Annotated in this window: 16 protein-coding genes; 14 read left to right on the top strand and 2 right to left on the bottom strand. The window is 57.6% G+C overall.

The features are described 5' to 3' along the window. Nucleotides 1-18: 18 nt before the first annotated feature. From atpD to ACLIBF_RS00220, 10 genes are all read left to right on the top strand, one after another. Nucleotides 19-1,416: a F0F1 ATP synthase subunit beta gene (atpD, locus tag ACLIBF_RS00265; RefSeq protein WP_010258870.1), complete on the top strand. Its 1,398-nt coding sequence runs from the start codon at nt 19-21 to the stop codon at nt 1,414-1,416. Between the two features lie 24 nt (nt 1,417-1,440). Beyond that, nucleotides 1,441-1,860 carry a F0F1 ATP synthase subunit epsilon gene (locus tag ACLIBF_RS00260; protein WP_031376165.1) on the top strand — a complete coding sequence of 140 codons (420 nt, stop codon included), beginning with the start codon at nt 1,441-1,443 and terminating at the stop codon, nt 1,858-1,860. 160 nt (nt 1,861-2,020) lie between these two features. Next, nucleotides 2,021-3,391 (top strand): bifunctional UDP-N-acetylglucosamine diphosphorylase/glucosamine-1-phosphate N-acetyltransferase GlmU, encoded by a 1,371-nt coding sequence (gene glmU, locus ACLIBF_RS00255; protein ID WP_089561648.1) that lies wholly within the window; start codon nt 2,021-2,023, stop codon nt 3,389-3,391. 146 nt (nt 3,392-3,537) lie between these two features. Beyond that, nucleotides 3,538-5,367, top strand: a complete 1,830-nt coding sequence (glmS, locus tag ACLIBF_RS00250; protein WP_031376164.1) for a glutamine--fructose-6-phosphate transaminase (isomerizing) — start codon at nt 3,538-3,540, stop codon at nt 5,365-5,367. Between the two features lie 165 nt (nt 5,368-5,532). After that, complete coding sequence (gene pstS / locus ACLIBF_RS00245) at nt 5,533-6,576, top strand: phosphate ABC transporter substrate-binding protein PstS (protein WP_031376163.1); 1,044 nt, start codon at nt 5,533-5,535, stop codon at nt 6,574-6,576. 87 nt (nt 6,577-6,663) lie between these two features. After that, on the top strand, nt 6,664-7,626 hold the full coding sequence (pstC, locus tag ACLIBF_RS00240; RefSeq protein WP_031376162.1) for a phosphate ABC transporter permease PstC: 963 nt from the start codon (nt 6,664-6,666) through the stop codon (nt 7,624-7,626). Next, a complete protein-coding gene (gene pstA, locus ACLIBF_RS00235; protein ID WP_031376161.1) occupies nt 7,623-8,513 on the top strand; it encodes a phosphate ABC transporter permease PstA in 891 nt (296 codons plus the stop codon). The genes pstC and pstA overlap by 4 nt, the downstream gene beginning before the upstream one ends. A 44-nt stretch (nt 8,514-8,557) precedes the next feature. After that, nucleotides 8,558-9,331, top strand: a complete 774-nt coding sequence (gene pstB / locus ACLIBF_RS00230) for a phosphate ABC transporter ATP-binding protein PstB (protein ID WP_031376160.1) — start codon at nt 8,558-8,560, stop codon at nt 9,329-9,331. Between the two features lie 17 nt (nt 9,332-9,348). After that, nucleotides 9,349-10,083 (top strand): phosphate signaling complex protein PhoU, encoded by a 735-nt coding sequence (gene phoU / locus ACLIBF_RS00225; protein ID WP_031376159.1) that lies wholly within the window; start codon nt 9,349-9,351, stop codon nt 10,081-10,083. Between the two features lie 107 nt (nt 10,084-10,190). Further along, nucleotides 10,191-11,429 (top strand): MFS transporter, encoded by a 1,239-nt coding sequence (locus ACLIBF_RS00220; protein WP_031376158.1) that lies wholly within the window; start codon nt 10,191-10,193, stop codon nt 11,427-11,429. Between the two features lie 126 nt (nt 11,430-11,555). On the opposite strand, the gene xylB is transcribed toward ACLIBF_RS00220, so the two are convergent. Further along, entirely contained in the window at nt 11,556-12,998 is a 1,443-nt protein-coding gene (gene xylB / locus ACLIBF_RS00215) for a xylulokinase (RefSeq protein ID WP_448309102.1), read from the bottom strand. Between the two features lie 17 nt (nt 12,999-13,015). Next, nucleotides 13,016-14,338, bottom strand: a complete 1,323-nt coding sequence (xylA, locus tag ACLIBF_RS00210) for a xylose isomerase (protein WP_031376156.1) — start codon at nt 14,336-14,338, stop codon at nt 13,016-13,018. Between the two features lie 346 nt (nt 14,339-14,684). Here xylA and xylF point away from each other — a divergent pair, with 346 nt between their 5' ends. The 4 genes from xylF (at nt 14,685) to xylR (ending at nt 19,674) form a co-directional block, all read left to right on the top strand. Continuing rightward, a complete protein-coding gene (xylF, locus tag ACLIBF_RS00205; protein WP_448309100.1) occupies nt 14,685-15,677 on the top strand; it encodes a D-xylose ABC transporter substrate-binding protein in 993 nt (330 codons plus the stop codon). Nucleotides 15,678-15,705: 28 nt separating this feature from the next. Further along, complete coding sequence (locus ACLIBF_RS00200; protein WP_069728652.1) at nt 15,706-17,226, top strand: xylose ABC transporter ATP-binding protein; 1,521 nt, start codon at nt 15,706-15,708, stop codon at nt 17,224-17,226. Next, on the top strand, nt 17,219-18,403 hold the full coding sequence (xylH, locus tag ACLIBF_RS00195; RefSeq protein ID WP_031376154.1) for a xylose ABC transporter permease XylH: 1,185 nt from the start codon (nt 17,219-17,221) through the stop codon (nt 18,401-18,403). Before ACLIBF_RS00200 ends, xylH begins: the two co-directional genes overlap by 8 nt. 92 nt (nt 18,404-18,495) lie before the next feature. After that, complete coding sequence (gene xylR, locus ACLIBF_RS00190; protein ID WP_031376153.1) at nt 18,496-19,674, top strand: D-xylose utilization transcriptional activator XylR; 1,179 nt, start codon at nt 18,496-18,498, stop codon at nt 19,672-19,674. Nucleotides 19,675-19,682: the final 8 nt, after the last annotated feature.

Raw genomic sequence — 19,682 nt, 5'->3', positions numbered from 1 at the left:
TTAGGTAGAGGATTCAAGATGGCAACTGGAAAGATTGTCCAGATTATCGGCGCCGTTGTTGACGTCGAATTCCCTCAGGACGCGGTACCGCAAGTGTACAGTGCCCTCGAGGTTATGAATGGTGATGCGCGTCTGGTGCTGGAAGTTCAGCAGCAGCTGGGCGGCGGCGTGGTCCGTACCATTGCAATGGGTACGTCTGACGGCCTGAAGCGTGGTCTGAGCGTCAACGACCTGCAGAAACCGATTCAGGTTCCGGTCGGTAAAGCGACCCTGGGCCGTATCATGAACGTTCTCGGCGAGCCAATCGACATGAAAGGCGAGCTGAAAGAAGAAGATGGCAGCGCAGTAGAGATCGCCTCTATTCACCGCGCGGCACCTTCTTATGAAGATCAGTCTAACTCGCAGGAACTGCTGGAAACCGGCATCAAGGTTATCGACCTGATGTGTCCGTTCGCCAAGGGCGGTAAAGTGGGTCTGTTCGGTGGTGCGGGTGTAGGTAAAACCGTCAACATGATGGAACTGATCCGTAACATCGCGGCTGAACACTCAGGTTACTCAGTGTTTGCCGGTGTGGGTGAGCGTACTCGTGAGGGTAACGACTTCTACCACGAAATGACCGACTCCAACGTTATCGACAAAGTTGCCCTGGTGTATGGCCAGATGAACGAGCCGCCGGGTAACCGTCTGCGCGTGGCACTGACCGGTCTGACCATGGCGGAAAAATTCCGTGATGAAGGCCGCGACGTTCTGCTGTTCATCGATAACATCTACCGTTATACCCTGGCCGGTACCGAAGTTTCTGCACTGCTGGGTCGTATGCCATCTGCGGTAGGTTACCAGCCAACGCTGGCCGAAGAGATGGGTGTGTTGCAGGAGCGTATTACCTCCACCAAGACCGGTTCAATCACTTCCGTACAGGCCGTTTACGTCCCTGCGGATGACCTGACTGACCCGTCGCCAGCAACCACCTTTGCGCACTTAGACTCAACAGTAACGCTGAGCCGTCAGATCGCCTCTCTGGGTATCTACCCGGCCGTTGACCCGCTGGATTCCACCAGCCGTCAGCTGGATCCACTGGTTGTGGGTCAGGAGCACTACGACGTAGCGCGTGGCGTTCAGTCACTGCTGCAGCGTTACCAGGAGCTGAAAGACATCATCGCCATCCTCGGTATGGACGAGCTGTCTGAAGAAGATAAACTGCTGGTGGCACGTGCGCGTAAGATTCAGCGTTTCCTGTCTCAGCCGTTCTTCGTTGCGGAAGTCTTCACCGGTTCTCCGGGCAAGTACGTTACGCTGAAAGACACTATCCGTGGCTTTAAAGGCATCATGGAAGGTGAGTTTGATCACCTGCCAGAGCAGGCCTTCTACATGGTTGGTGCCATCGAAGAAGCCGTGGAAAAAGCGAAGAAACTGTAATAACGGTTTCCCGGGAGGAATATTATGGCTATGACTTATCACCTGGATGTGGTCAGCGCAGAGAGTCAGTTGTTCTCTGGTCTGGTACAGAAAATTCAGGTGTCAGGTAGCGAAGGTGAGTTAGGGATTTTCCCTGGCCATGCGCCGCTGCTGACTGCCATTAAGCCTGGAATGATCCGTATCGTGAAACAGCACGGCGAAGAGGAGTTTATCTACCTCTCTGGCGGCGTGCTGGAAGTGCAGCCGGGCAGCAGCACCGTTCTGGCCGATACCGCTATTCGCGGTACCGATCTGGACGAAGCCCGCGCCCTGGAAGCGAAACGCAAAGCAGAAGAGCACATGAACAGCAGCCACGGTGACGTGGACTATGCTCAGGCCTCTGCCGAGCTGGCGAAAGCCATTGCTAAACTGCGCGTGATCGAACTGACCAAAAAAGCGATGTAATCCAGCTTTATGCGTCACGAAATGCCAGCCTCCGGGCTGGCATTTTTTTTGCCTGCCGGGTCATCTGCGCCCTCCCGCCTAATTTCGGCCTGAGAAAAATGTAGTAATCTCACCCTCAAACCGTTTTACTTTCACCCGTAAAAATTCACTCAGGATAGTTATGTCTAACAGTGCGATGAGTGTGGTGATCCTTGCCGCTGGCAAGGGCACCCGTATGTATTCCGATCTGCCAAAAGTTCTGCATACGCTGGCAGGCAAGCCGATGGTGCAGCATGTGATTGACGCGGCCAAAGGGCTGGGCGCGCAGCAGGTGCATCTGGTTTATGGTCACGGCGGCGATCGTCTTAAAGCCACCCTCACCGACAGCGCCCTCAACTGGGTGCTGCAGGCCGAACAACTCGGCACCGGCCACGCCATGCAGCAGGCCGCGCCCTGCTTCGCTGACGATGAAGACATTCTGATGCTCTACGGCGACGTACCGCTGATCGCTGAAGCGACGTTACAGCGCCTGCGTGAGGCCAAACCGCAGGGCGGCATCGGCCTGCTCACCGTGGTGCTGGAGAATCCGACCGGCTATGGCCGCATCGTGCGCGAGAACGGCACCATTGTCGGCATCGTCGAGCAGAAAGATGCCACGCCAGAGCAGCTGCAAATCACTGAAATCAACACCGGTATCCTGATCGCCAACGGCGGCGATCTGAAACGCTGGCTGGCGCAGCTCACCAACAATAACGCGCAGGGTGAATACTACATCACCGATATCATCGCGCTGGCGCATCAGGAAGGCCGGGTGATTGAGGCGGTTCATCCGACGCGCATCAGTGAGACCGATGGTGTGAATAATCGTCTGCAGCTGGCAACGCTGGAACGCACTTATCAGACTGAACAGGCTGAGCGCCTGCTGCTGGCGGGCGTGATGCTGCGCGATCCGGCCCGCTTTGACCTGCGCGGTACCCTGACCCACGGCCGGGATGTGGAAATCGACACCAACGTCATCATTGAAGGTCAGGTGGCGCTGGGCGATCGGGTAAAAATCGGCGCGGGCTGCATCATCAAAAACAGCGTGATTGGCGACGATTGCGAAATCAGCCCTTATTCGGTGATCGAGGATGCGAATCTGGCCAGCGCCTGTACCGTCGGACCTTTCGCCCGACTGCGTCCCGGCAGTGAGCTGGCACATGCCGCCCATGTCGGCAACTTCGTTGAGATGAAAAAAGCCCGTCTGGGCGAAGGTTCGAAAGCGGGTCACCTCTCCTATCTGGGCGACGCGGAGATCGGCGCTAACGTCAACATCGGGGCCGGCACCATTACCTGCAACTATGATGGCGCGAATAAATCAAAAACCGTGATCGGTGATAACGTGTTTGTCGGCTCGGACACCCAGCTGGTGGCGCCGGTCAGCGTGGCGGCAGGTGCTACCATTGCGGCGGGCACCACCATCATGAAAGATGTCACCGAAGCGGGACTGGTCTACAACCGCAAAGAGCAGAATCACAAAGCGGACTGGCAGCGCCCACAGAAGAAAAAATAATTTTAACGGCCCGCTTCATGCGGGCCGATGCAGTGCCAAAACTATAATCCCCACTCTCTACAAGGCTCGGGGAACCGGCAAAGCCGGATATCAGGTCGCATGACAACGAAAGTGGCGAACAGCCATGTAGTCAGGAAAACATCATTATGTGTGGAATTGTTGGTGCAGTAGCACAACGCGATATCGCAGAAATTCTGCTGGAAGGCCTGCGTCGTCTTGAGTATCGCGGATATGATTCGGCCGGTCTGGCCGTGGTCGATCGTCAGGGGCACGTAACGCGCCTGCGACGTTTAGGGAAAGTGCAGAAGCTGGCCGATGCAGCCGAACAGCAGCCGCTGATTGGCGGCACCGGTATTGCCCATACGCGTTGGGCAACGCACGGCGAGCCGTCGGAAGCCAATGCGCATCCGCACGTTTCTGAGCACATCGTTATCGTGCACAACGGCATCATTGAAAACCATGAGCCGCTGCGCGCTGCGATGATCGAGCGTGGTTACGTGTTTGCCTCTGAAACCGACACCGAAGTGGTGGCGCATCTGGTTCACTGGGAGCAGAAGCAGGGCGGAACGCTGCGTGAAGTGGTGCTACGCGTCATCCCGCAACTGCGCGGCGCCTATGGCATGGTGATCATGGACAGCCGCGATCCGTCGCTGCTGGTGGCGGCACGCTCCGGCAGCCCGCTGGTGATTGGCCGTGGCGTGGGCGAGAACTTTATTGCCTCCGATCAGCTGGCGCTGCTGCCGGTGACGCGTCGGTTCATCTATCTGGAAGAGGGTGATATCGCTGAAATCAGCCGTCGCGATGTGACCATCGTTGATCGTACTGGTAAACCGGTGACGCGCGCAGAGATCGAATCGACCCTGCAGTATGATGCCGGTGACAAAGGCATCTACCGCCATTACATGCAGAAAGAGATCTACGAGCAGCCGATGGCGCTGAAAAGCACCCTGAGCGGCCGTTTCAGTCACGGCCAGGTCGATCTCAGCGAGCTGGGCGCAGGTGCAGAAGCGCTGCTGGCGCAGGTGGAGCATATCCAGATTATCGCCTGCGGCACCTCGTATAACTCCGGTATGGTGTCACGCTACTGGTTTGAGTCGCTGGCCAATATTCCGTGTGATGTCGAGATCGCCTCTGAGTTTCGCTACCGCAAGTCGGCGGTGCGGAAAAACAGCCTGCTGATCACCTTATCGCAATCGGGCGAAACGGCCGATACCCTGGCAGCGCTGCGTCTCTCCAAAGAGCTGGGCTATCTCGGTTCCCTGGCGGTGTGTAACGTGGCCGGTTCGTCGCTGGTGCGGGAATCTGATTTGGCGCTGATGACCAAAGCGGGCACCGAAATCGGTGTTGCCTCGACCAAAGCCTTTACTACGCAGCTGGCAGTGTTACTGATGCTGGTGGCGAAGCTGGGCCGGCTGAAAGGCATGGCGGCGGAAACCGAGCATGAGATTGTCCATGCGCTGCAGGCGCTGCCCAGCCGGATCGAACAGATGCTGGCGCAGGATAAGCTGATTGAAAATCTGGCAGAGGGCTTCTCAGATAAGCATCATGCGCTGTTCCTCGGCCGCGGCGATCAGTATCCGATCGCCATGGAAGGGGCGCTGAAGCTGAAGGAGATCTCCTACATTCACGCCGAAGCCTATGCGGCGGGCGAGCTGAAGCACGGCCCGCTGGCGCTGATTGATGCCGATATGCCGGTGATCGTGGTGGCACCCAACAACGAACTGCTGGAGAAGCTCAAATCCAACATCGAAGAGGTGCGGGCACGCGGCGGTCTGCTGTATGTGTTTGCCGATCAGGATGCGGGCTTCAGCGACAGTGACGGGATGAAGATTATCCCGCTGCCCCACGTTGAAGAGGTGATTGCGCCAATCTTCTATACCGTGCCGTTGCAGCTACTGTCGTATCACGTCGCGCTGATCAAAGGCACTGACGTCGATCAGCCGCGTAACCTGGCGAAATCGGTTACCGTAGAATAACAAAGTGGGCCCGGTCGCGGGCCCGCTTCATTTTTGCCTGCTGTCATATAACTGTCATATTTCGTACATTTCACTGTCATCAAACTGTCCTATTTTCCCTCCTGCAGCAATCACTGACTCTTACTAAAACGGCCCCGAGCCTGAATTTTCTCCCCTGGAGGGAACATGACACTGATGCGTAGCACCGTAGCCCGAATCCTCGCCGCCACCTTTGCAGTCAGCGCGGTATCTGCTTTTGCGGCCACCGATCTGACGGGCGCAGGCGGGACGTTCCCGGCGCCGGTTTATGCCAAGTGGGCAGCAGAGTATCAGCAAGCCACCGGTAGTAAAGTTAACTACCAGGGCATCGGTTCATCTGGCGGCGTGAAACAAATCATCGCCAAAACCGTCGATTTCGGTGCGTCCGATGCGCCAATGAAAGATGAAGATCTGCAGAAAAATGGCCTGTTCCAGTTCCCGACGGTGATCGGCGGCGTGGTGCTGGCGGTTAACCTGCCGGGCATCAAATCAGGTGAACTGACGCTGGACGGTAAAACCGTCGGCGACATCTACCTCGGCACCATCAAAAAGTGGAACGATCCGGCGATCGCTAAACTGAACCCGGGCGTGAAACTGCCAGAGACTAATATCAACGTGGTACGCCGCGCTGATGGTTCCGGTACTTCGTTTGTCTTCACCAGCTACCTGGCGAAAGTGAACCCGGACTGGAACAGCAAAATCGGTAAAGGCAACACCGTAAACTGGCCGGTCGGTCTGGGTGGCAAAGGCAACGACGGCGTGGCTGCGTTTGTACAGCGTCTGCCGGGTTCAATCGGCTATGTGGAATACGCCTACGCCAAACAGAACAACCTGACCTACACCAAACTGATGGACGCTGATGGCAAACCGGTCGCCCCAGGCGAAACCAGCTTCAGCAACGCGGCGAAAGGCGCAGACTGGAGCAAATCATTTGCTCAGGACCTGACCTTCCAGAAAGGCGCGGATGCCTGGCCTATCTCTTCCACCACCTTTATCCTGGTTTACAAAGATCAGGCTAATGCGGCCAAAGGCAGCGAAGTGCTGAAGTTCTTTGACTGGGCATACAAAAACGGCAGCAAAACCGCTACCGCGCTGGATTATGCCGCCCTGCCAGAGAGCGTGACCGAGCAGATTCGCGCTGCCTGGAAAGCCAATATCAAAGACAGTTCTGGTAAGGCGCTTTATCAGTAATTGACCGACCCTGGCCGGACTCCGGTTCGGTCAGACCCAACGGGCGGCGTACTGCCGCCCTGATAACTCCTGAAGACTGAGACTTCTATGGCTGCAACCAAGCCGGCATTCAAAGCCCCAGGCAAGCAAGGTGACAGAATATTTGGTGCGCTGGTCAAGCTTGCCGCGCTGATCGTCCTGTTGCTGATGGGCGGCATTATCGTCTCCCTGATCATCTCCTCATGGCCAAGCATTCAGAAGTTTGGTTTCTCCTTTTTGTGGACCAAAACCTGGGATGCCCCCAACGAACAATTTGGTGCGCTGGTACCGATTTACGGCACCCTCGTCACCTCTATCATCGCGCTGATTATTGCCGTGCCGGTCAGTTTTGGTATCGCGCTGTTCCTGACCGAACTCGCGCCAGGCTGGCTGCGTCGCCCGCTGGGTACCGCCATTGAGCTGCTGGCCGCGATCCCCAGCATTGTCTATGGCATGTGGGGCCTGTTCGTGTTTGCGCCGCTGTTTGCTGAATATTTCCAGACGCCGGTCAACGACGTGATGTCAGGCATTCCGATTGTCGGTGAGCTGTTCTCCGGTCCGGCATTCGGTATCGGTATTCTGGCCGCTGGCGTGATTCTGGCGATCATGATCATCCCCTACATCGCCTCCGTGATGCGCGATGTGTTTGAGCAGACGCCGGTGATGATGAAAGAGTCGGCCTACGGCATCGGCTGCACCACCTGGGAAGTGATCTGGCGTATCGTGCTGCCCTTCACCAAAAACGGTGTGATAGGGGGCGTGATGCTGGGACTGGGCCGCGCACTGGGTGAAACCATGGCGGTGACCTTTATTATCGGCAACACCTACCAGCTCGATAGCCCGTCGCTGTTTATGCCGGGCAACAGCATCACCTCCGCCCTCGCCAATGAGTTCGCTGAAGCGGAATCCGGCGTGCATGTGGCGGCGCTGATGGAGCTGGGTCTGATTCTGTTTGTGATTACCTTTATCGTGCTGGCGATTTCAAAACTGATGATTATGCGGCTGGCGAAAAGTGAAGGAGCGCGATCATGACCACCATTGAAGTTCAGGCGCGCGCCGAACTCGACGCATCCCGTCGTAAGATGCAGTCCTGGCGCAGCACCAAAAACAAGATAGCGCTGACGCTGTCGCTGCTGACCATGGCATTTGGTCTGTTCTGGCTGGTGTGGATCCTGTTCACCACCGTATCACGCGGCCTTGATGGCCTGTCGTGGTCGCTGTTCACCGAATCAACGCCGCCACCGAATACTGCCGGCGGCGGCCTGGCGAACGCCTTAGCGGGCAGCGGATTACTGATTTTCTGGTCGACCTTCTTCGGCACGCCGCTGGGCATCATGGCCGGCATCTACCTGGCGGAATATGGCCGCAAGTCGTTTCTGTCGGAAGTGATCCGCTTTATTAACGACATTCTGCTGTCAGCGCCGTCGATTGTGGTCGGGCTGTTTGTCTACACCATTGTGGTGTCGCAGATGCAGCACTTCTCCGGCTGGGCCGGGGTGATTGCGCTGGCGCTGCTGCAGGTGCCGATCGTAATTCGTACCACCGAGAACATGCTGCGGCTGGTGCCGGACAGCATGCGTGAAGCGGCTTATGCGCTGGGCACGCCGAAGTGGAAGATGATCTCCGCCATCACCCTGAAGGCGTCGGTCTCCGGCATTATCACCGGGGTATTGCTGGCGATTGCCCGCATCGCTGGTGAGACCGCGCCGCTGCTGTTTACCGCGCTGTCGAACCAGTTCTGGAGCACCGACATGATGCAGCCGCTGGCGAATCTGCCGGTCACCATCTTTAAGTTCGCCATGAGCCCGTTCGCCGAATGGCAGAGCCTGGCCTGGGCTGGCGTACTGATTATTACCTTGTGCGTGCTGCTGCTGAATATCGTAGCGCGGGTGATTTTTGCCAAAGGTAAACACGGTTAACTTCCGGCGCTGCCCTGCGCGGCGCCGTATAAGAGAGACGAGCAATGAGTATCGCGACTGCATCAGCCGATAAAATTCAGGTCCGTAATCTGAACTTCTATTACGGTAAGTTTCACGCGTTAAAGAATATCAATCTGGATATCGCCAAAAATCAGGTCACCGCATTTATCGGGCCATCCGGCTGTGGTAAATCGACCCTGCTGCGGACCTTCAATAAAATGTACTCGCTCTACCCGGATCAGCGGGCTGAAGGCGATATCCTGCTGGACGGCGACAACATTCTGGCGGCGCAACAGGATATCGCGCTGCTGCGCGCCCGGGTCGGCATGGTGTTTCAGAAGCCGACGCCGTTTCCGATGTCGATTTATGACAATATCGCCTTCGGTGTTCGCCTGTTTGAGAAGCTGTCACGTGCCGATATGGACGAACGGGTCCAGTGGGCGCTGACTAAAGCCGCGCTGTGGAACGAAACCAAAGACAAGCTGCATCAGAGCGGTTACAGTCTCTCCGGTGGTCAGCAGCAGCGTCTGTGCATCGCCCGCGGTATCGCGATTCGCCCGGAAGTGCTGTTGCTGGATGAACCCTGTTCGGCGCTCGACCCGATTTCAACCGGGCGTATTGAAGAGCTGATTACCGAGCTGAAGCAGGACTACACCGTGGTGATCGTGACGCACAACATGCAGCAGGCCGCACGCTGCTCCGACCACACCGCATTTATGTATCTGGGCGAACTGATTGAATTCAGCGATACCGACACGCTGTTCACCAAGCCGGCACAGAAGCAAACTGAAGACTACATTACCGGCCGCTACGGCTGATTTGACAGGAGATCGCCATGGATAATCTGAATCTGAACAAACATATCTCCGGTCAGTTCAATGCCGAGCTGGAGCACATTCGCACCCAGGTGATGATCATGGGTGGCATGGTCGAGCAGCAGCTGACCGACGCCATCACCGCGATGCATAACCTCGATGGTGAACTGGCGCAGCGGGTGATCGACGGCGACCAGAAGGTCAACATGATGGAAGTGGAGATTGATGAGGCCTGCGTGCGCATCATCGCCAAACGTCAACCAACCGCTATCGATTTGCGGCTGGTGATGGCGATCATCAAAACCATTTCTGAGCTGGAACGGATTGGTGACGTAGCGGAGAAGATCAGCCGCACCGCGCTGGAGAAGTTCGGTCAGCAACATCTGCCGCTGCTGGTGAGTCTCGAGTCGCTGGGTCGTCATACCGTACAGATGCTGCATGATGTGCTGGACGCTTTTGCGCGCATGGACCTCAACGAAGCGATCGCTATCTACCGTGAAGATAAAAAGGTGGATAAAGAGTACGAGGGCATTGTGCGTCAGCTGATGACCTACATGATGGAAGATCCGCGTACCATTCCCAGCGTACTGACGGCGTTGTTCTGCGCCCGGGCGATTGAGCGCATCGGCGATCGCTGCCAGAACATCTGTGAAATCATCTTCTATTTTGTCAAAGGTCAGGATTTCCGCCACGTTGGCGGTGACCGGCTCGACGAACTGCTGTCAGGCGATGATGGCAGCAATAAGCCCTCCTGAGTGACCGCAACCGTACGCCGCGCTGGCGTACGGTTCGGCGTTTTCGATTGGTCCCCCCGGCAACACTCTTTATACTTGCGGCACTTTTCCTTCTGAGGTGCTGAATAATGTCTCCTTCTCCCCAGGCTAAACCCGGCGTCACGCCTGGTAAAGCGATGCTGGCCGCCGTCAGCGGTTATGCGATGGATGGATTTGATCTGCTGATCCTTGGCTTTATGCTGCCGGCGATCAGCGTCTCGCTGGCGCTCAATCCATCGCAGGCGGGATCGCTGGTCACCTGGACGCTGATCGGCGCGGTCATCGGCGGTATTGTGTTTGGCCATCTCAGCGATCGCTTTGGGCGTATTCGTATGCTGACCATCACTATCCTGGTGTTCTCGGTGTTTACCGGCCTGTGCGCCGTGGCGCAGGGCTACTGGGATCTGCTGGCCTGGCGTACCCTGGCGGGCGTCGGGCTGGGCGGAGAGTTCGGCATCGGTATGGCGCTGATTGCCGAAGCCTGGCCGGCAGAGAAGCGCAACCGCGCCTCGGCGTGGGTCGGTATCGGCTGGCAGCTCGGTGTGCTGCTGGCGGCCTTTATTACGCCGCCGCTGCTGAGCGTGATCGGCTGGCGCGGCATGTTTCTGGTCGGTTTATTACCCGCGCTGGTCTCGTTTGTGATCCGTCGCAGCATGGGCGAACCGGAGGCCTATCGCCGACAGGTCAAAAACGTTCCCTCGCTCTCTTTCCCGGCGCGCCTCAAGCTGCTGGTCCGCGATCGCGCGACTGCAAAAGCCAGCCTCGGCATTTTCATCCTCTGTTCGGTACAGAATTTTGGCTACTACGGCCTGATGATCTGGATGCCGAGCTACCTCTCCTCCAGCTTCGGCTTCAGCCTGACCAAATCGGGTCTGTGGACGGCGGTAACGGTGGTCGGTATGACCTTCGGTATCTGGCTGTTTGGTGTGCTGGCCGATCGCTTTGCGCGCTGGAAGATTTTCCTGCTCTATCAGTTTGGCGCGGTAGTGATGGTGGTGATTTATGCTCAGTTACGCGATCCCGGCATCATGCTGGTTACCGGGGCGATCATGGGGATGTTCGTTAATGGGATGATTGGTGGCTACGGCGCGCTGATCTCCGATACCTTCCCGCCACAGGTGCGGGCCACGGCGCAAAACGTCCTGTTTAACCTTGGGCGGGGCGTCGGCGGCTTCGGCCCGGTGGTGATTGGCCTGCTGGCGAGCCAGTTCTCCTTTGCGGCGGCGATTACGCTGCTGGCGCTGATCTATCTGCTGGATATTGTGGCCACCCTGTTCCTGCTGCCGAAAAAGCACAGTCAGGATGACACGCTGGGCGCGATTGGCTGAAAGCAGGGCACGGATCTGCCGGGATGTGAACACCCATCCCGGCTGTGATGCTACCGGCCGGTAAACGGATAAGCGAAACGCACCGACACGGCGGTTACCGGTCAGCGCGTCGGGGTTTGTCGCGGTTTAGTGCATTAACGGCAGCAGTTGCTGATACAGCGCGGCAAACGTCTGCCGCAGCGGCTGGTAATGCGCCCTGCGCGCGCTGTCCGGCCGGTGGCGTTGCACCAGGGTAAGCGTCGGTGCCGCAGCCTGACCATCCAGTGCCAGCTGCGCCAGCCTGGCCGCGCCGAGTGCCGGTCCGACCTCACCACCGTGGCAGTAATCGAGCGTCTGACCGCTGATGTCCGCCAGCATCTGCCGCCACATCGCACTGCGTGCGCCGCCCCCGATCAACATAATACTTTTTGGCTGCACGCCGCATTCATGCAGCACATCCATCCCCTGCGCCAGCGCAAATCCCACGCCTTCCAGCACCGCCCGCGCCAGTTCCGGACGACCATGCTGGTGGGTAAAGCCAAAGAAAGCGCCTCTGGCGTTGGGATTATTGTGCGGCGTGCGTTCGCCGGAGAGATAGGGTAAAAACCACAGCGGCGGCACGTCATCGCGCGCCCGCGCCGCCTCATCCAGCAGTGCCGGTACATCGTGACAGCCGGTCAGTTCAGCCGCCCAGTCGAGGCAGGAAGCGGCGCTGAGCATCACCGACATCAGATGCCAGCGCTGCGGTAAGGCATGACAGAAACTGTGAACGGCGCGCTGAGGATTACTCAGATAGCCCTCGCTGACCACAAAGTAGACGCCGGAGGTGCCCAGTGAGAGCATGCCCTGACCCGGCTCAGTCATGCCAACGCCGACCGCGCCCGCCGCATTATCGCCACCGCCCGCCGCCAGCGGCACCGGATTCATTTTCCAGCGCGCCGCCAGGGCAGTATCCAGCGTGCCGGTTATGGCATTGCCCTCATACAGTTGTGGCATCTGCTCACGACTGAGATCGCAGGCGCGCAGCATCTCATCACTCCAGTCTCGCCGCGCCACATCCAGCCACAGCGTGCCTGCCGCATCTGACAGGTCGGTGGCGAAGTCACCGCTCATCCGCCAGCGTAGGTAATCTTTTGGCAACAGCACCTTCGCGATCTGACTGAAAATGACCGGTTGGTGTTGCTGCACCCACAGCAGCTTGGGCGCCGTGAAACCGGGCATCATCAGGTTGCCGGTGATCGCCCGGGCGTCCGGCACCTTCTGTTCCAGTTCACGGCACTGCGCCTCACTACGCCCATCATTCCACAGTATCGCCGGACGCAGAACGCGGCCGGCGCTGTCCAGCAGGGTCGCGCCATGCATCTGGCCGCTCAGCCCGATCGCCTCAACGGCGCGCAGATCGTGCTGCCCGCTCAGCGCCTGCATGGCGTGGTCCAGCGCCTGCCACCAGCTTTCGGGATCCTGTTCGCTCCACAGCGGCTGTGGACGTGAAACCTGCAGCGGCGCTGTTTCTGTCGCCTGCACCTGGCCGGCGGCATCCACCAGCACCACTTTGACGCCAGAGGTGCCTAAATCGATCCCGATAAACATGTTCTGCTCCTGAGCCTTTAGAAATCAAACAGATAGTGATTCACCAGGTTTTCCAGCTGCTCCTGGCGTCCGCTCTGATGTTGCGGATTCAACTGCTGTTGCTGAGCATGCGCCGCCAGCGTGGCCAGTGAAAACTCGCCTTTCAAAATTTGCTGGCCGAACTCACCATTCCAGCCGCTGTAACGCTGTGCCACGCGCTTATCCAGCTCGCCGTCGTCGATCATCCGGGCCGCGACTTTCAGCGCCAGCGCCATGGTATCCATCGCGCCGATATGGCCGTAGAACAGATCGTATTTGTCGGTGCTCTGGCGACGCACTTTGGCATCAAAGTTTAAGCCGCCGGTGGTAAAGCCGCCCGCCTTGAGGATCTCATACATCACCAGCGCATTCTCCTCCACGCTGACCGGGAACTGATCGGTGTCCCAGCCACACTGCGCGTCGCCGCGGTTGGCATCGACCGAGCCGAAAATGCCCAGCGCAATGGCGGTAGCTATTTCGTGGTGGAAAGAGTGACCGGCCAGCGTGGCGTGATTGGCCTCGACGTTCACTTTGATCTCTTTCTCCAGACCGAACTGTTTGAGGAAGCCATACACCGTGGCGACGTCGTAGTCGTACTGATGCTTGGTCGGTTCCTGCGGCTTCGGCTCAATCAGCAGTGTGCCCTGGAAACCGATTTTGTGTTTGTGCTCAACCACCATCTGCATAAAGCGGCCAATCTGCTCGCGCTCCTGGCGCAGATCGGTATTCAGCAGAGTTTCATACCCTTCGCGGCCGCCCCACAGCACATAGTTTTCACCGCCAAGGGTTTTGGTGGCCTGCATGGCGCTGCACACCTGAGTCGCGGCCCAGGCGAAGACCGCCGGATCGGGATTGGTCGCCGCGCCCGCGCCGTAGCGTGGATGGGTAAAGCAGTTCGCCGTGCCCCACAGCAGCTTCACCCCGGTCTCCTGCTGCTTCTCCAGCAGCTTATCGGTCATGATGGCAAAATTGTCCTGATAGCTGCGCAGCGAATCGCCTTCCGGCGAAACATCCACATCATGAAAGCAGTAATAAGGCACGTTCAGCTTGTGAAAGAACTCAAAGGCGACGTCCGCTTTTTGCTTCGCCAGCTGCAGCGCATCACCATTTTTTTGCCATGGGCGATCAAACGCGCCGACGCCAAACATATCCGCTCCGTTCCAGCAGAAGGTATGCCAGTAGCAGGCCGCAAAGCGCAGATGTTCCGCCATGGTCTTGCCGAGGATCACTTCGTCAGGATTGTAATGACGAAACGCGAGAGGCTGAGTCGATTTGGTTCCTTCGTAACGGACGCGATCGATCTGATCGAAATAAGCGTGCATGGTTTGCTCCTTAGCATCGGGACCCGAATGGTCTGCATTGAAGCGATATTTGATATTGGCTGTCGGCGCGGCTCAATTACGATATTTCACACTGCGTATCAGATAATTATTATTTGTGCGCTGGCTCGCAAAATAAAGCTGATCTCAGCGCGGTTACTGCCGGGTCTCTTGCTCAGTCCGAAAAAGATGAAATATCGATCGCGCTCATAAAAAAAGAAATAAACCAAAAAACGTAATGGCCGGATAAAAATCAGTAATTGATGTAACGGGAAAATCAGGGCAACAATTCATCCGCCTGGTTCATGGGCCTGCAACGACAATAGCCTCAACCTACAGGATAAACGCAATGAAGATGAAACATGCGCTGTTAGCCGTCTGCGCTGCGCTGGCTCTGTTCAGCCAGACCAGCGTGGCCAAAGAAGTGAAGATCGGCATGGCAATTGATGATTTACGTCTGGAACGCTGGCAAAAAGACCGCGATATTTTCGTGAAGCAGGCGGAATCGCTGGGTGCGCAGGTGTTTGTCCAGTCGGCAAACGGCAATGAAGAGACCCAGATGTCGCAGATTGAAAATATGATCAACCGCGGCGTCGATGTGCTGGTGATTATTCCCTATAACGGCCAGGTGCTGAGTAACGTGGTCGCCGAAGCAAAACGTGAAGGGATTAAAGTACTGGCCTACGACCGGATGATAAATAACGCTGACATTGATTTTTATATCTCGTTTGATAATGAAAAAGTGGGTGAGTTGCAGGCCGAAAGCATTGTGAAAAAGGTGCCTAAGGGCAACTACTTTTTAATGGGCGGTTCCCCGGTAGATAATAATGCCCGCCTGTTCCGCGCCGGCCAGATGAAAGTATTAAAACCCTTTATCGATAATGGCAGCATTAAAATTGTCGGCGATCAGTGGGTCGATGCCTGGCTGCCGGAAAACGCTCTGAAAATTATGGAAAACGCGCTGACCGCCAACGGTAACCATATCGATGCGGTTGTGGCGTCTAATGATGCTACCGCCGGCGGGGCGATTCAGGCGCTGAGCGCCCAGGGACTGGCCGGCAAAGTGGCGATCTCCGGCCAGGATGCTGACCTGGCGGCCATCAAACGGATTAAAGCCGGCACCCAGACCATGACGGTATACAAGCCGATCACCGAACTCGCCACCGAAGCAGCAAAAATCGCAGTCGAACTGGGCGATGGCAAAAAGCCGGCCAGCAACAGCACGCTGAACAACGGACTTAAAGAGGTTCCATCGCGGCTGCTGACCCCGATTCAGGTCAACAAAGACAATATCGAAAGCACCGTGGTGAAAGACGGTTTCCACAAACAGAGCGAACTCTGACCGCGCCTGGCGTGAGGGAGAACAGTCGATGCTGCTGGAAATGAACAATATCACCAAGCGTTTCGGCGCGGTGAAAGCGCTGAATGATGTCAGCCTGCAGCTGGATGCGGGCGAAGTGATGTCGCTGTGTGGCGAAAATGGCTCAGGTAAATCGACCCTGATGAAAATCCTCTGCGGGCTCTATCCGCACGGTGATTTTGACGGCCAGATTTACTTTGCCGGCGACAAAATAGAGGCGCAGACCATTCGTGATACCGAGCGCAAAGGGATTGTGATCATCCATCAGGAGCTGGCACTGGTGCGGCAACTGACGGTGATGGAGAACATTTTCCTCGGTGCCGAGCTGGGGCGTTTCGGCATGGTTGATGATGAAACCATGACGCTGCGCTGCCAGCAACTGCTGGCCCGGGTCGGGCTGAACGTCTCTCCCGCCGCGCGGGTCGGCGATTTGGGCCTCGGTCAGCAGCAGCTGGTGGAGATCGCGCGTGCGCTTAACAAGCAGGTCCGGTTACTGATCCTGGATGAGCCGACCTCCTCACTGACCGAACAGGAGACGGAGGTGCTGCTCGGCATTATCCGTAACCTGCGTGAACACGGCATCGCCTGCATCTACATCTCCCACAAGCTGAACGAGGTCAAAGCGATCTCCGATACCATCTGCGTCATTCGCGACGGTCAGCATATCGCCACCCGCACGGCAACCGGCCTGAGTGAAGATGACATCATCACCATGATGGTCGGACGCGAGCTGACCGCGCTCTATCCCCATGCGCCGCATCAGATTGGCGATACGGTGCTGAAAGTCGAGAACCTCACGGCCTGGCATCCGGTTAACCGGCATATTCGCCGCGTCAACAACGTCTCCTTCAGCCTGAAGCGCGGGGAAATTCTCGGCATCGCCGGGCTGGTCGGGGCGGGCAGAACCGAAACCGTGCAGTGCCTGTTCGGGGTCTGGCCGGGACGCTGGCAGGGCGATATCTGGATCAACGGCAAGCCGGTCAGGATCACCGATTGCCGCGCCGCCATTGCACACGGCATCGCCATGGTGCCGGAAGACCGTAAAAAAGATGGCATCGTGCCGCTGATGGCGGTGGGAAAAAATATCACCCTCGCGGCGCTGGATCAGTTCAGCCACCGGCTTTCCACCCTCGATGAAGCGCAGGAACAGCAGGCGATCAACGCGGCGATTACCCGTCTGCGGGTGAAGACTTCCTCCTCTGAATTACCGATTGGCCGGCTGAGCGGCGGCAATCAGCAGAAAGCGATTCTGGCGAAGTGCCTGCTGCTTAACCCGCAAATCCTGATTCTGGATGAGCCGACGCGCGGCATTGATGTTGGTGCACGTCAGGAGATCTACCTGCTGATCAATGCGCTGGTGCAGCAGGGGATCGCGGTGATTGTGATTTCGTCCGAGCTGCCGGAAGTACTGGGCCTGAGCGATCGGATACTGGTGATGCATGAAGGGCAAATTAAAGCTGATTTGATCAACGATAACCTGACTCAGGAGCAGGTGATGGAAGCCGCCCTGCGGAGTGAACATTATGCTTAAGAGTGAAAGTACCCAAAGTGGCCTGTCAGGAACCCCGGGCAAGCCGTCGCCCGGCAAATTCCCGCTGCCTAATCTCCAGGTGCTGGTGATGCTGGGAGCGATTGTGCTGATTGCCCTGTTCTTTACCTGGACCACCGATGGCGCGTGGCTCAGCCCGCGTAACGTTTCCAACCTGCTGCGACAGACCGCGATTACCGGCATTCTGGCGGTGGGGATGGTGTTTGTGATTATCTCGGCGGAGATCGATCTGTCGGTCGGCTCAATGATGGGATTACTGGGCGGCGCCGCAGCGATTTTTGACGTCTGGCTGGGCTGGCCGCTGCCGCTGACCATTGTGGTTACCCTGGTGATGGGACTGCTGCTGGGGACCTGGAACGGCTGGTGGGTCGCCTATCGCAAAGTGCCGTCATTCATCGTCACGCTGGCGGGGATGCTGGCCTTTCGTGGCATCCTGGTGGGGATCACCGATGGCACCACGGTTGCGCCAATCACGCCGGGCATGTCGCAGATCGGCCAGAGCTACCTGCCGGGCGGCGTCGGTTTCGGCTTTGGTTTCGCCGGTCTGGCGCTGTTTATGCTGTGGCAATGGCGTTTACGCCTGCGCCGTCAGCAGATTGGACTGGCCCAAAGCCCGGCCAGCGGCACCGTGGCACGTCAGGCGATTACCGCGATACTGGTGCTGGGCGCGATCTGGTTGCTGAACGATTATCGCGGCGTACCGACCCCGGTATTACTGCTCGCCCTGCTGTTGCTGGCCGGGATGTTTATGGCGACCCGGACCGCTTTTGGCCGACGCATTTACGCAATCGGCGGCAATATCGATGCGGCGCGACTGTCAGGGATTAACGTGGCGCGTACCAAACTGGCGGTGTTTGCGATTAACGGCGTGATGGTGGCCATTGCGGGTCTGATCCTCAGTTCGCGGCTGGGTGCCGGTTCGCCTTCGGCTGGCAACATTGCGGAACTCGACGCCATCGCCGCCTGTGTGATTGGCGGTACCAGCCTGGCCGGTGGGGTCGGCTCGGTAGCCGGTGCGGTGATGGGGGCATTTATCATGGCTTCACTGGATAACGGCATGAGCATGATGGACGTGCCGACCTTCTGGCAGTACATCGTCAAGGGTGCCATTCTGCTGCTGGCGGTGTGGATGGATACCGCCACGCGGCGTCGGGTGTAATCGCGTGGAGGATCACATTGTGGCGCAAACCATTTTTATGCCCCTGTCAGCCGTGCTATGCAATGCGCTGAGCATTTAAGGGAATCGCCACCATGCATGATAAACGTTATCGCATTACCTTGTTGTTTAACGCTAACAAGGTGTATGACCGTCAGGTTGTTGAGGGCGTCGGGGAATATCTACAGGCGTCGCAAACCGACTGGGACATTTTCATTGAGGAGGACTTCCGCTGCCGCATCGACAATATTCGGGAGTGGCTGGGCGACGGCGTGATCGCCGATTACGACGATCGCTCAATCGAAACCCTGCTGTCGAATGTGCCGGTGCCGATCGTCGGCGTTGGCGGCTCATATCACCGACAGGAGGATTATCCGCCGGTGCATTACATCGCCACCGATAATGCCGCGCTGGTGGAGCGGGCGTTTATGCATCTCAAAGAGAAAGGCATCAACCGCTTTGCCTTTTACGGTTTGCCGGCTTCAAGCGGCAAGCGCTGGGCGCAGGAACGGGAACAGGCATTTCGTCAGCTGGTGATGCGGGAGCGCTATCAGGGGGTGGTCTATCAGGGCATGGAGACCGCGCCGGAAAACTGGCAGCACGCTCAGAACCGGCTCGCCGACTGGCTGCAGACGCTGCCACCGCAAACCGGCATTATCGCCGTCACCGACTCACGGGCGCGCCATCTGCTGCAGGCCTGTGAGCATCTGAAAATTCCGGTGCCGGAAAAGCTGGCGGTTATCGGCATTGATAACGAAGAGCTGACGCGCTATCTGTCGCGCGTCGCGCTCTCATCGGTGGCGCAGGGCTCGCGGCAAATGGGTTACCAGGCGGCCAAACTGCTGCACCGCCTGCTGGATAAGCAGCCGCTACCGCTTCAGCGCATCCTGGTGCCGCCGGTCAAAGTGATCGCCCGTCGCTCTACCGACTTCCGTTCGCTGCGCGATCCTGCCGTCATTCAGGCGATGCATTACATCCGCTTTAACGCCTGTAAGGGCATTAAGGTGGAGCAGGTGCTGGATGCCATCGGCCTGTCGCGATCCAATCTGGAAAAACGGTTTCGCGATGAAACCGGCGACACCATTCATGCGATGATCCACCGTGAAAAGCTGGAAAAAGCCCGCGAACTGCTGGCATCGTCGTCACTCAATATCAATGAAATCTCGCAGATGTGCGGTTATCCGTCCCTGCAGTATTTCTATTCGGTCTTCAGGAAAGGGTACGACACCACACCGAAAGAGTATCGCCAGCTTTATGGTGAAAACGTGTTGTAGCCGTGGGG

This window comes from Pantoea sp. PGP6 (assembly GCF_053474785.1).
The sequence above is the reverse complement of the archived record's forward strand: the minus strand, read 5'-3'. Positions and strand labels throughout refer to the sequence as shown.

Bases quoted from the DNA above. Each gene is read 5' to 3' on its own strand.
- xylR (WP_031376153.1), top strand. From the start codon at position 18,496: ATGCATGATAAACGTTATCGCATTACCTTGTTGTTTAACGCTAACAAG.
- ACLIBF_RS00220 (WP_031376158.1), top strand. From the start codon at position 10,191: ATGTCTCCTTCTCCCCAGGCTAAACCCGGCGTCACGCCTGGTAAAGCG.
- glmU (WP_089561648.1), top strand. From the start codon at position 2,021: ATGTCTAACAGTGCGATGAGTGTGGTGATCCTTGCCGCTGGCAAGGGC.
- xylA (WP_031376156.1), bottom strand. From the start codon at position 14,338: ATGCACGCTTATTTCGATCAGATCGATCGCGTCCGTTACGAAGGAACC.
- phoU (WP_031376159.1), top strand. From the start codon at position 9,349: ATGGATAATCTGAATCTGAACAAACATATCTCCGGTCAGTTCAATGCC.
- xylB (WP_448309102.1), bottom strand. From the start codon at position 12,998: ATGTTTATCGGGATCGATTTAGGCACCTCTGGCGTCAAAGTGGTGCTG.
- pstB (WP_031376160.1), top strand. From the start codon at position 8,558: ATGAGTATCGCGACTGCATCAGCCGATAAAATTCAGGTCCGTAATCTG.
- xylH (WP_031376154.1), top strand. From the start codon at position 17,219: ATGCTTAAGAGTGAAAGTACCCAAAGTGGCCTGTCAGGAACCCCGGGC.
- pstA (WP_031376161.1), top strand. From the start codon at position 7,623: ATGACCACCATTGAAGTTCAGGCGCGCGCCGAACTCGACGCATCCCGT.
- pstS (WP_031376163.1), top strand. From the start codon at position 5,533: ATGACACTGATGCGTAGCACCGTAGCCCGAATCCTCGCCGCCACCTTT.
- atpD (WP_010258870.1), top strand. From the start codon at position 19: ATGGCAACTGGAAAGATTGTCCAGATTATCGGCGCCGTTGTTGACGTC.
- glmS (WP_031376164.1), top strand. From the start codon at position 3,538: ATGTGTGGAATTGTTGGTGCAGTAGCACAACGCGATATCGCAGAAATT.
- xylF (WP_448309100.1), top strand. From the start codon at position 14,685: ATGAAGATGAAACATGCGCTGTTAGCCGTCTGCGCTGCGCTGGCTCTG.
- pstC (WP_031376162.1), top strand. From the start codon at position 6,664: ATGGCTGCAACCAAGCCGGCATTCAAAGCCCCAGGCAAGCAAGGTGAC.
- ACLIBF_RS00200 (WP_069728652.1), top strand. From the start codon at position 15,706: ATGCTGCTGGAAATGAACAATATCACCAAGCGTTTCGGCGCGGTGAAA.
- ACLIBF_RS00260 (WP_031376165.1), top strand. From the start codon at position 1,441: ATGGCTATGACTTATCACCTGGATGTGGTCAGCGCAGAGAGTCAGTTG.